Annotated in this window: 9 protein-coding genes; all 9 read right to left on the bottom strand. The window is 62.7% G+C overall.

What is annotated here, in order from left to right; all coding sequences use genetic code 11:
• Nucleotides 1-21: 21 nt before the first annotated feature.
• The 9 genes from ftsZ to AC6I99_RS08775 all read right to left on the bottom strand — a co-directional run bounded on the left by ftsZ (nt 22) and on the right by AC6I99_RS08775 (nt 11,919).
• Nucleotides 22-1,242 (bottom strand): cell division protein FtsZ, encoded by a 1,221-nt coding sequence (gene ftsZ, locus AC6I99_RS08815; RefSeq protein WP_216922971.1) that lies wholly within the window; start codon nt 1,240-1,242, stop codon nt 22-24.
• A 216-nt stretch (nt 1,243-1,458) separates the two neighbouring features.
• A complete protein-coding gene (locus tag AC6I99_RS08810) occupies nt 1,459-2,319 on the bottom strand; it encodes a cell division protein FtsQ/DivIB (RefSeq protein ID WP_224089557.1) in 861 nt (286 codons plus the stop codon).
• The gene (gene murC / locus AC6I99_RS08805) at nt 2,312-3,682 is read right to left on the bottom strand and encodes a UDP-N-acetylmuramate--L-alanine ligase (RefSeq protein WP_497960780.1); all 1,371 of its coding nucleotides are present in this window, start codon (nt 3,680-3,682) and stop codon (nt 2,312-2,314) included. Before murC ends, AC6I99_RS08810 begins: the two co-directional genes overlap by 8 nt.
• A complete protein-coding gene (gene murG / locus AC6I99_RS08800) occupies nt 3,679-4,797 on the bottom strand; it encodes an undecaprenyldiphospho-muramoylpentapeptide beta-N-acetylglucosaminyltransferase (protein WP_224089555.1) in 1,119 nt (372 codons plus the stop codon). The genes murC and murG overlap by 4 nt, the downstream gene beginning before the upstream one ends.
• A 6-nt stretch (nt 4,798-4,803) precedes the next feature.
• Nucleotides 4,804-6,105 (bottom strand): putative lipid II flippase FtsW, encoded by a 1,302-nt coding sequence (gene ftsW / locus AC6I99_RS08795; protein WP_224167054.1) that lies wholly within the window; start codon nt 6,103-6,105, stop codon nt 4,804-4,806.
• Nucleotides 6,106-6,107: 2 nt separating this feature from the next.
• Nucleotides 6,108-7,697, bottom strand: a complete 1,590-nt coding sequence (murD, locus tag AC6I99_RS08790; protein WP_224089554.1) for a UDP-N-acetylmuramoyl-L-alanine--D-glutamate ligase — start codon at nt 7,695-7,697, stop codon at nt 6,108-6,110.
• A complete protein-coding gene (gene mraY, locus AC6I99_RS08785) occupies nt 7,679-8,788 on the bottom strand; it encodes a phospho-N-acetylmuramoyl-pentapeptide-transferase (protein WP_224089553.1) in 1,110 nt (369 codons plus the stop codon). Before mraY ends, murD begins: the two co-directional genes overlap by 19 nt.
• Nucleotides 8,785-10,275, bottom strand: coding sequence for a UDP-N-acetylmuramoyl-tripeptide--D-alanyl-D-alanine ligase (locus AC6I99_RS08780; RefSeq protein WP_497945395.1), 1,491 nt, complete (start codon nt 10,273-10,275; stop codon nt 8,785-8,787). Before AC6I99_RS08780 ends, mraY begins: the two co-directional genes overlap by 4 nt.
• Before the next feature lie 6 nt (nt 10,276-10,281).
• A complete protein-coding gene (locus AC6I99_RS08775; protein WP_497960778.1) occupies nt 10,282-11,919 on the bottom strand; it encodes a UDP-N-acetylmuramoyl-L-alanyl-D-glutamate--2,6-diaminopimelate ligase in 1,638 nt (545 codons plus the stop codon).
• Nucleotides 11,920-11,958 lie beyond the last annotated feature (39 nt).

Here is an 11,958-nt window from a genome sequence, read left to right as displayed (position 1 = left end):
ATATCGACTCTCGAAGCCCGCTTACTTCAGGAAATCGGGAACGTCGAGGTCATCCGAGCGGCTACCCGACAGGTCCGGCTCCACAACGGCCGGAAGGTCGACGTCGAATCCGGAGTCCGCGGGGAGCGCCGACGGACGCTGCTGGCCCCAGTTGCTCAGGCCGGCGGCGCCGATGCCTGCAGTTGCATGCTGCGGTGCATTCGCGTTGGACGGAGCGGTACTCGGCGCGGCAGGACGCTCGGCAGGCACGGGGTTCTGCGCGGGACGCGACTGGTCCATGGACGGAGAGGTTGCCTTGACGTCGTCGAACCCGGCGGCAATGACGGTGACACGGGCTTCGTCGCCGAGGGCGTCGTCGATGACCGCACCGAAGATGATGTTCGCTTCCGGGTGCGCGACTTCCTGTACCAGGCGGGCTGCCTCGTTGATTTCGAACAGGCCGAGGTCTGAACCACCCTGAATGGACAGCAGCACGCCATGCGCGCCATCAATGGAGGCTTCCAGGAGTGGCGAGGCAATGGCCAGCTCGGCAGCTTTCACCGCGCGGTCTTCGCCACGTGCGGATCCGATACCCATGAGCGCGGAGCCCGCACCCTGCATGACAGATTTGACGTCGGCGAAGTCGAGGTTGATGAGGCCCGGGGTGGTGATGAGGTCCGTAATGCCCTGGACACCGGAGAGCAGTACCTGGTCAGCTGAGCGGAAAGCGTCCAGGACGGAGACGTTGCGATCGCTGATGGACAGGAGCCGGTCGTTGGGGATCACGATCAGGGTGTCAACTTCGTCACGCAGGGCATCGATACCTGCTTCGGCGGAGCCCGCACGACGGCGGCCCTCGAAAGTGAAGGGGCGGGTCACCACGCCAATGGTCAGCGCACCAAGGGAGCGGGCGATGCGCGCGACTACAGGGGCTCCACCAGTTCCGGTGCCACCACCTTCGCCGGCCGTCACGAAGACCATGTCAGCGCCGCGGAGAACTTCTTCGATCTCGTCAGCGTGGTCTTCAGCGGCCTGCTTGCCGACCTCGGGGTTGGCTCCGGCGCCGAGGCCGCGCGTAAGCTCACGACCGACGTCGAGCTTGACGTCGGCATCGCTCATGAGGAGCGCTTGCGCGTCAGTGTTGATGGCAATGAACTCGACGCCCCGGAGGCCGACCTCGATCATGCGGTTGACTGCGTTCACGCCACCGCCGCCGATGCCGACGACCTTGATGACGGCCAAGTAATTCTGCGGTGCTGCCACGTTTCGTGCCCCTTGCTTGTGTCCTATAGCGAAACTGATCGAGTCCAACTTGAATCCTTGGACCTTAACCCTCTAGTTGAAGGTTATAGTTATGTCAAGTAACTCTACTGCGACGGTATTTCCTCCGCTTCGCACATGCAATGACCGCTTGCGCGTGTCGCTTGATTGTCGCGAAATAAGGTCACCGAGGCCCGCAGGTTACGTGCTCAATGCTCTTTATTTGGTGAATGGATGCCGGGGCACGCTGACGTCGTAGACGTTCACGGGGACTTTGGGATCCGGCGGCATCTTCAGCAGTGCCTCAAGTGCCTTCGCCTTCAGTTCCTTGTCCTCGGCATTGCCCCACACTACCGTCTTTCCGTCCACCAGTTTTAGCTCGACGGCATCAGGCGACGCAGCAGATGCCGTGGACATCCTGGCCAGCACATCGGCCGGCAAAGTGTTCAGGACAGCCGCAATCGCTTTAAACAGCCCGGTGTTGGTGGCACCTGCACCGGCGTCGATCAGGGGCAGCGCCACCGCAGACTGATCCTGCGTGGCTCCCAGCTGAACACCATCCACATCCACCATCACAAACGTGTCACCCTGCTTCAACAGGGCCACCGGTACGCGCTCATTGACGTGCACCAGCAATTCCGACGGCGGCCTTGCCTCCACGGTTGCCGAACGTACCTGGACCAAGGGCTTCAGGAGCTCATTGACTTCCTGCCCGCTCACCTGCGGCAGCGGCTTGCCCTCCACGGCTGTCAAGGCCTTCTGCACGTCCTCAGGCGTCAGCAGCTTGGTTCCGTCCACCGTGATGGTCCGGACCGCGAGCACGGGTGAATAGATGGCACCCGTTATGAGCACGGCGACGAAAGCCGTAACGATGGCGAAAGTCCACAGCAGGAGCCGGCGCTTGCGTTTGCCCTTCGGCTCGGGAAAAGCAATGACATTGTCCGGGCCGTTTTTTGGAGAAGGCTCAACTGACCTCTGGGCGCTGATGACGCTTTCCGGGGAACCACCCGCCGGACGGCCCTTATTCTCCCGACCGGAATCCGCCGCGGGCTTGAAGGTTGGCTTGCGGGTGCTAGCCACCCAACGCCTCCACAATCACCGGGCCGTATGCAGTGACATCTCCGGCTCCCACGGTCAGCACTATGTCACCCTCACCAGCGGCCGCCACAATGGCTTCCACAGCTTCGTCGCCGGAGACCAGTCGTCCCTGGGAGAGCCTGTCAGCAATCAGCGAACTAGTGACACCGGGGATGGGGTCTTCACGGGCAGGGTAGATGTCCAGGACCAACGCCGTGTCCGCAGCATCCAGCGCCGATGCAAACTCCGCAGCGAATTCCCGGGTCCGGGAAAACAAATGCGGCTGGAAGAGAACGTGGACTTTGTTGCCGCCAGCCACGGAGCGGGCGGCGGACAGGGCTGCACGCACTTCGGTTGGGTGGTGGGCGTAGTCGTCGTACACACGCACGCCCCTCCCCTGCCCCTTAAGTTCAAAGCGCCGGGACGCACCGGTGAAGTGTCCAAGTGCCGTAGCTGCCGTCCCTGGCGCTACGCCAAGCTCCAAGGCGACGGCGAATGCGGCTGCGGCGTTCAGGGCGTTGTGCCTTCCGGGGACCTGCAGGTTCAAGGTGTAGCTGGCTCCATCCACCGCTACCGACACATCACCCGGACCGCCATCGCCAAGCCGGATATCGGCGTCGTGGCTTGTCCCGTACGTCAGCACACGCGTGGTTGCCTTGGCGGCCGTCCGCTCCGCCAACGCGCGGGCGCCGGGGTCGTCCGCACATGCCAGGAGGACTCCGTGGGGCGGCAGGAGCGCTGCGAAGTTATCGAAGGAGGCGAAAACAGCTTCCGCGGTTCCGTAGTGGTCCAGGTGGTCGGCTTCCACGTTGGTGACGACGGCGATCAGGGGACGGTAGTTGAGGAACGAGCCATCGGACTCGTCCGCTTCAGCCACGAAAATGTCCGAGGAACCGTGGGCCGCGTTGACCCCCAGCGCCGGGACGTTCGCGCCAATGGCAAACGACGGATCCAATCCCGCTTCCTTGAGCAGGACCGCAACCATTGACGTGGTGGTCGACTTGCCGTGGGTGCCGGCGATGGTGACAACCCTGTGGCCGTCCATGGTCGCAGCCAATGCCTCGGAACGATGCAGCACGGGCAAACCGGCCTCGCGGGCCGCCGACAACTCAGGATTGTCGGCACGGATTGCGGAGCCGGCAACAACAGTCTGGGCGTCACCCAGGTTGCCGGAATCGTATCCCACTGCAATACGGGCACCTGCTGCAGCCAGGTCATGCATGACGGGAAGGTCCTTGGCGTCAGTACCACTCACAGGAACACCGCGGGCCACCATGATCCGGGCGATGGCAGACATTCCCACCCCGCCGATGCCGATGAAGTGTACTCGTCCAAGGGACTCAAGTGGTGCAATCGCGTGTGTCATGCGGATACCGCTTCCAAGACAAGATCAGCCATGCGCTGATCGGCGTTTCTGATGCCAAGGGCCTCGGACCTGCGGGCCATTTCGTCCAGCCTCCCGCGATCCGATACGAGCGGAATGAGCTCTTCTTTGAGCCATTCCGGGGTGAAATCTTTGTCCTGGACCATCAGCGCTCCGCCGGCCTCCACCAGCGCGGCTGCATTAAGCGCTTGCTCACCATTGCCGATGGGCAGGGGCACGAACACCGCAGGAACCCCTACTGCTGCCACTTCGCTGACCGTTGCGGCTCCGGCACGGGCGAGCAGGATGTCGGCAGCAGCGTAGACATCCTCCATTCCATCCACGTACTCCACCTGCCGGTACCCATCAGCGGCGAGGGGTCCGCCGTCGTTATCCAGGACTGCCTTGCCGGCACCGGTGATGTGCAGTGTTTGGATCCCCGCAGCTGCCAGCTCGGGCAAGGCAGCAGCCACAGCACGGTTGATGCTCAGGGCTCCGGAGGACCCACCAGTCACGATCAGGGCAGGACGGTCCGGATTGAGGCCCAGCGAAGCCTTGGCAGCAGGCGCGGCCCCGGAGCGGTCCAGTCCCGAGATTGCCCGGCTCATGGGCATGCCCACATGGCGGGCGCCGCGAAGGCGCGTACCGGCAAACGCCACGGCAACATGTCGGCTGAACCGTGCACCTACGCGATTTGCGAGCCCTGCTTTCATGTTGGCCTCATGGATCACGATGGGCGTACCGCGCCTGCGGGCTGCCAGGTACATGGGAGTGCAAACGTAGCCGCCCACGCCCACCAGGACATCTGCCTGGGCCTCATGGAGGATTCGTTCCGCTTGCTTGACGGCTCCCCGCAACCGTCCCGGAAGCTTCAGGAGATCCAGGGACGGTTTTCGTGGCAACGGGACCCGGTCAATCGTGGCGAGCTTGTACCCGGCCGCTGGGACAAGCCTGGTTTCCAGGCCCGACGGCGTGCCCACAGCCAGGATGGCAGCTTCCGGACGCTTTTCCTTGATTGCGTCCGCGATGGCCAGCAACGGACTGACATGGCCAGCCGTACCACCGCCTGCAAGCACGACGGACAAAGGCTTGGACGCGTGGGAGGAATCTGAAGTCATGAAGTGCTATTTACGCTTTCGTGCGGTCTTGGACAAACGACGCGGCAAGAGCCGGGGACGCTGTTGTGGTGGCAACTGTCCGCGGGCCAAGGACAACACTACGCCCACGCCGCACAGCGACATCACCAAGGCCGAGCCACCTGCAGAAATGAAAGGCAGCGGGACACCGATCACGGGAAGCAGCTGCGTCACCACTGCCATGTTCATGCTTGCCTGTCCCAGGAGCCACACCATGATGCCACCGGCGAGCGTGCGCTGGAACGGATCGGTCTGCCGTACGACGACACGGAAAATGGCGATGCCGAGGATGGCGAACAGCACCAGGACCACCAAGGTGCCCACCAGTCCCAGTTCCTCGCCAATGATGGCAAAAATGAAGTCATTGTGGGCCTCTGGAAGCCAGTTGTATTTTTGCCGGCTCTGCCCCAGCCCAAGACCGGTCCAACTGCCCTGCGCCAATCCGTACATGCCATTGGTGGACTGGTAGGTGAAGTCGGAATCTGCGGTGCAGGAATCCCCTGCCATGCCCAGCCAGGCCGTCACCCGGCAGATCCGGTTGGGACTGATGATTGTCATGGCTGTAGCGCCAATGGCTCCGGCGACGCCGGCAATTGCCAGCATCTTTGTGGGAACCCCGGCAAAGTACAGCCCTGCGGCAACGATGGCCATGACAACGATCGCTGTGCCCAGGTCATTGCCCACGAGGATCAACCCAAGGACCAGGCCGGCCCCTGGGACCACCGGTATGATCACGTGCATCCAGCGGTGCAGGTATTTCTCCTTGCGTGCCAGGACTGCAGCGATCCAAACACAAAGGACCAGCTTCGAAACTTCCGAGGGCTGGATGCTGATGCCGCCGATATCGATCCAGTTCTGGTTGCCCAAGGTGCTGCGACCGAAAACCTGGACAAGTATCAGCAGGACCACAACGGCACCGAGGCCCCACCAGGACAGCCTTTTCATCCAGCTGACGTTGGTCCGCGAGATCAGGTACATCGCCACCAGTCCGACGACGCCAAACATCGCCTGCTTCAATGCATCGGCGTAGGGCGACTTGCCTTCGGAGATCGCTTCCACACTGGATGCGGAGAGCACCATCATCACACCGATGGCGGTCAGGGCCAGGGCGCATCCAAGAATGAGGTAATACGTGGAGCTGTTGGGAGCTTTGCTCTTGCCCTCCAAGCCTTCCCAGAAGGAGCGAACGTGGCCCCGAAGCCGGGCGGGCTTCCTGCGGGCAGCCGAAGGAGCCTGGGCTCCGACATCCCCGGAAACCTTGCCGCGGCTGCGGGTGGGCGTGCTGACCATTGTTACTCCTCGGTGGTCTTTGCCTGCCCTTCCACGAGCTCGCGTACTGCCTGGACGAAAGCGTCGCCACGGTGAGCGTAGGAAGAGAACTGATCCATGGATGCAGCCGCCGGAGCCATGAGCACGGTGTCACCTGGCTCCGCCACGCTGGCCGCTGCCCTCACAGCCTGGGCCATGATGGTCTCACCAAAAATCGGCGAGGAGGCGTTACCGTCTGCGGTCTGCACACTTTCAGTGTCGCCCTTGGGCTGGGCTATCACGGGGACATCCGTTGCGTGTCGCTGGAGCGACGCTTCCAAGGCCTCCGTGTCAGTGCCGATGAGCACAACCGACTTCAAACGGGGAGCGTGCTCCTTGACGAGGTCATCGTAATTGACGCCCTTGGAGAGTCCCCCTGCGATCCACACCACATTGTGGAAAGCCGAAAGAGCGGCCGAGGCAGCGTGTGGGTTGGTGGCCTTTGAATCATTGATCCACAGCACGTCGTCGTGTTTGGCCACGAGCTGGATACGGTGTGCACCGGGAAGATAGTTGACCAAGCCCTGCTTCACGGCGGCAGGCTCAACCCCATAAGCACGGACGAGGGCAGCTGCGGCCAGGGCATTGGCCACCATATGGCGCGGTGCCACTGGCCCCAGATCGGAGATGGACGCGAGTTCGGCGGCTGAGTTTTTCCGCTCTTCGATAAACGCGCGGTCAACCAACAATCCATTCACGACGCCCAGCATGCTGATGCCAGGGGTGTTCGTGGTGAATCCGACCGCGCGGCAGCCTTCCACGACGTCCGCGTTCTCCACCATGCGTTCGGTTTCAATTTGATCGGCGTTGTAGATTGCGGCCTTCTGCGTGTTCTCGTAGACCTTCGCTTTGTCTGCAAGGTACGACGCGTAGGAGCCATGCCAGTCCACGTGGTCTTCGGCGACGTTCAGGCATACGCTGGCCACCGGTGACAGCGAATGGCTCCAATGCAACTGGAAGCTTGAGAGTTCCACCGCAAAAGCGTCGTACTCCACCGGATCCCTGAGCGCGTCAAGGATGGGCGTGCCTACGTTGCCCACCGCAATGGCCTTGAGTCCGGCCGCCTGCAGCATGGACTCTGTCATCCCAACCGTGGTGGTCTTGCCGTTGGTGCCGGTGATGGTGAGCCAATCAGCGGTCTTCCGGCCAGCCCGTTCGCGGACGCGCCACGCCAATTCGACGTCGCCCCACACGGGAATGTGCTTGCGTTTGGCGGCGGCCAGCAAGGCTTGGTCCGGGCGCCATCCCGGCGAGGTCACAATGAGCTCGGGCTTGTTGCCGTCGATGAGGGGAAGGACCTTGACGGCCTCTTCGCCCAGCAGTACATCCACCGCACCCACGATTTTCAGGGTGTCGGCCTGCGCCTCTGCTTTCGCCGTGGTCGAGGCATCCACCACCACAACTTTTGCGCCAAGTTCGATGAGGGTATCTGCGGCAGCAAAACCCGACACGCCGATTCCGGTCACCACCACCCGCAAGCCACGCCAATCAGCATCCCAGCTGGTGAGATCCTTGAGGCGGTCGTTGGCCGACTGCGAGCTCTCCTGGTTTGCGTTCACAGCAGCACCACCCATTCAGCGTAGAAGATTCCAAGGCCTGCGGCCACGAAGAGCCCGGCAAGAATCCAGAAGCGGACAACAACCGTGACCTCTGCCCAACCCTTCAGTTCGAAGTGATGTTGCAGTGGGGCCATCTTGAAGACCCGTTTGCCACCCGACAGCTTGAAGAAGCCAACCTGGATGATGACGGAAAGGGTGATCAGGACGAACAAACCACCGATGAAGGCCAGCAAAAGTTCTGTGCGGGAGAGGATTGCGAAGGCGGCAACAGCGCCTCCGATTGCCAGGGAACCAGTGTCACCCATGAAGATCTTGGCCGGTGATGTGTTCCACCAGAGGAAGCCCACCAAAGCGGCGCTCAGGATTGCCGCCAGGAGCGCCAGGTCCATGGGGTCGCGTACTTGGTAACAACCGCTGCCCGCCTCACGGGGCGAACCACAGGCCTGGTTGTTCTGCCAGATCCCCATGATCGTGTAGGCGCCGAACACCATGATGGATGCTCCCGACGCGAGGCCGTCCAGGCCGTCTGTCAGGTTCACGCCATTCGTAGCCGCAGTGATAATGAGGTTGGACCAAATGACAAAGAGAATTGCGCCCAGGATGGTCCCGCCAAAGGCGAGATCCAGCCAGGGGATGTCACGGACGAGGGAAATTTGCGTGGAAGCCGGACGGAGTCCGTCCTCGTTCGGAAACTGCAGCACGAGAACGGCAAAAATGATGCCAACGGCGGCTTGCAGGATCAGCTTGGCACGGGCGTTCAGGCCCAAACTGCGCTTGTTGGAAATTTTGATGTAGTCATCCAGGAAGCCAACGAAGCCCATTCCTACCATGAGGAACAGCAGAAGCAGCCCGGACGCGGAGGGCCCCTCGGACCGTGGATTCATCATCCACATGATCAAGTGGGTCACGAAGTAGCTGATCAGGACCGCCGCAACAACCACGGTCCCGCCCATGGTGGGCGTGCCTCGCTTGGTGTGGTGCGAGGTTGGGCCGTCGTCCCGGATGAACTGGCCATAGCTCTTTGCCACCAGGAACCTGATGAACAGGGGCGTCCCTATCAGGGCCACCAGAAGGGCGACGCCGGCGCCGATCAAAAGTGCAATCACAGCAGCTCGTTCCCTTCGCTTGCGGCATCTTCAGCCGCGCTTTCCCCGGTGGACTCGGCCCGTGGGGGTAATGCTATCCGATCACCCAAATGCCTCAGCCCCACCCCATTGGAGGACTTGAACAAAACCAGGTCTCCGGGTTGCAGCTCCCGTTGCAGGAGTTCGTAAGCTTCTTCGGCAGTCTCCGTGAACGAACATTCGTCGCCCCACGAACCTTCCTGGATGGCCGATATGTAAAGGGCCCGCGCTTCGCGTCCCACCACCACGAGCCTGGAGATGTTCAGGCGAACCACCTGTGTTCCCACGGCGGTGTGCTCGCGGATGGAATCCTCGCCGAGCTCCAGCATGGCCCCAAGCACGGCCCAGGTCCGTCTGCCCTGTCCAAGATCAGCGAGTGTGCGCAGTGCTGCCCGCATCGACTCAGGATTGGCGTTGTATGCGTCGTTGATGATGGTGACACCGTCAGGGCGTTCGGTTCGTTCCATGCGCCAGCGGCTGGCGGCGGACTGGGAACTAAGCGAGGAAGCAATGTCTGCCGCCGGGATGCCCGCGGCAAATGCCGCAGCAGCGGCAGCCAGCAGGTTCGTCACGTGATGGCCGCCGATCAGGCGGCTGCGGACGCGAACGGAAGGGCCGCCGTCGGGCAGTACAAGATCAAACTCGGGGTGGCCCTCTGCGTTGACTACAACGTTGCGCGCTTCCACGTCTTCGTTCGTCGCTGGAGAGGCGCTAAAGCCCAGGACCTTGGCCGTGGTGCGGCTCTTCATGGCGGAAACCCGGCCATCGTCCAGGTTCAGGACAGCCGTACCGTGCTCACTGAGCGCTTCAACGAGTTCGCCCTTGGCCGTGGCGATGTTTTCCACACCGCCGAATTCCCCGGCGTGCGCGGTGCCGACCACCAGCACCACGCCAATATCGGGCTGCACCATCCCAGCGAGGTACTTGATGTGCCCGATGCCGGTGGCTCCCATCTCAATGACGAGGAAGCGAGTGTCCGTATCGGCGGCAAAGACTGTCAACGGGACGCCGACCTCACCGTTGTATGAGCCGCGCGGAGCCACCGTGGGCCCGGCTTGGGACAACACGCCGGCGAGTAAGTCCTTGGTGGTGGTCTTGCCGGCGGACCCGGTAATGCCGATGACCGTAAATTCCTCGCCGCGCTGTTCCCTGGCGGAGCGGATGCGGCGGATTGCTTCGGCAGCAAGGGCTCCCATGGCGAGCACGGCGTCATCGACGACGACGGCGGGATACGGCTTGCCGTCGACATCGGTGACCTCGCGTTCGGCCAGCACCAGGACGGCACCCCGCTCGAAGGCAGCGTCGACGAAGTCATGACCGTCCGCGTGTTCGCCGGGCTTCGCCACGTAGAGCGAACCAGGTGTAGCTTCCCGGGAATCAGTGACGACGGAAGTGGGCGCGATGTCCCCGTCTCCGGTTAAACGGCCATGGGTGATGTGGGCGATCTCCGCCGCAGTAAGTGCAATCATCTCGGTTTAGGACTCTATCCGCTGGTCCGTTGAAACGCTGAATCCCCTGGATGTCAAGGCGGCCCGCAATTCCACTCTGTCGTCAAGGGCGAGGTTGACGCCCTTGACCTCTTGCCATACCTCGTGGCCGCGACCTGCGATGAGGATGGTGTCCTTCGGGGTGGCCAACTCCACTGCACGTCTGATGGCGGCATCCCGCGGCGAGGATTCGATGATTTCACTGGTCAGGTTGCCGGCCTCACGGGCAGCATAGGCACCTGCCAGCACCTCTGAACGGATAGCTGCTGCATCCTCATCGTGGGGGTCGTCGTCGCTGACGATGACAATGTCTGCCAAGCGTGCGGCGATGGCGCCCATCGTAGGACGCTTGCTTTGGTCCCGTTGCCCGGTGGCCCCGAACACCACGATCACACGGGAGCCTTGTTCGCGGGACCGGACAGCCTGCAGCGCGCGGGCCAGGGCATCCGGGTTGTGTGCAAAGTCCACCACGGAGGCCGGCGCGGTGGAGATGAGCTGCATTCGTCCGGGAACGGCCACGGTAAAGGGATCGTGGGCGTCGAGTGCGCCCTGGAGGGTCTCTGCATCGACGCCTGATGAAAGGACCATGATCGTGGCCAGGGCCGCGTTCGCCACGTTGAAGTCACCCGGCAAGCCAGTGTGTACGCGCAGGACACGGCCATCCGTGTGCCGCAGTTCAAAATCGGTGCCGAGTCCACGGGCCGTGGTTGAGGCCACGGACCAATCGGCAGGGCTGCCTCCTGCCGTGACAGTAAGTGTGGTGACCGGAATGTCCGCTGTTCGCGCCAGGTTGCGGCCCCACTCGTCGTCCACCATCACCACTGCCTGGCGTGCCCGTCCGGGGGTGAACAGCTCAGCTTTGGTGCGGAAATACTCGTCCATGCTGCCGTGCAGGTCCAGGTGGTCCTGGGTGAGGTTCGTGAACCCGGCGACGTCGAACATCACGCCATCCACGCGGTGATAAGCAACGGCGTGGGAGGACACCTCCATGGAGGCCGCCTCCAGCCCACGTTCCCGCATCAAGGCAAGCAGTGCATGGACGTCGGTGGATTCCGGCGTCGTCAACAAGCTCGGAATGGGATCTCCCCCGGCCAGGATTTCGATTGTTCCGATGAGCCCCGGGGTTTTACCCAGGGCACGGAGCAAGGAGTTGATGAAGTACGTTGTGGTCGTTTTACCGTTGGTCCCGGTCACTCCGAACAGTGTCGGGAACCCGCCGTCGTCCGGCTGGCTGCGGTAGATCAGGGCAGCCAAACGCCCGACGACGGTGCGCGGCTCCTCGACGATAAGGACAGGTACGGGCTGCTCGCCTGTCAAGGCAAGCTGCCGTGCCCCGGCGTCGTCCGTGACTACGGCGACCGCGCCGGCGTCGACCGCTTGGGGGACGAAGTCGGCACCATGGCGCGAAGCGCCGGGCAGGGCCATGTAAAGGTCACCGGGTTCAACAGCCCGGGAGTTCAGCGAGATCCCCGTCACTCCCCTGGTTCCGCCGTCCGCCGGGACGGCGACACCCAGGGCTTCTGCAATGGTCGACAAAGGCACTGCAGCCACAGACGCCGGACGAAAGCCGGATGTGCCGGTCTCCGGCCTCTCGGCATGGAAAGCGGCCTCTTTGTGCTCTGACACGTGGTTCTCCGTTGATGCTCGGTGGAACGACCGGCTTGG

Source organism: Arthrobacter sp. TmtSoilC77, assembly GCF_059739415.1.
Note: the sequence above shows the minus strand (reverse complement) of the source record. Positions and strands in the feature narration are given on the sequence as shown.

Coding starts and splice junctions, on each gene's coding strand:
- murC (WP_497960780.1), bottom strand. CDS start 3,682: ATGACACACGCGATTGCACCACTTGAGTCCCTTGGACGAGTACACTTC.
- murG (WP_224089555.1), bottom strand. CDS start 4,797: ATGACTTCAGATTCCTCCCACGCGTCCAAGCCTTTGTCCGTCGTGCTT.
- ftsW (WP_224167054.1), bottom strand. CDS start 6,105: ATGGTCAGCACGCCCACCCGCAGCCGCGGCAAGGTTTCCGGGGATGTC.
- murD (WP_224089554.1), bottom strand. CDS start 7,697: ATGGGTGGTGCTGCTGTGAACGCAAACCAGGAGAGCTCGCAGTCGGCC.
- AC6I99_RS08780 (WP_497945395.1), bottom strand. CDS start 10,275: ATGATTGCACTTACTGCGGCGGAGATCGCCCACATCACCCATGGCCGT.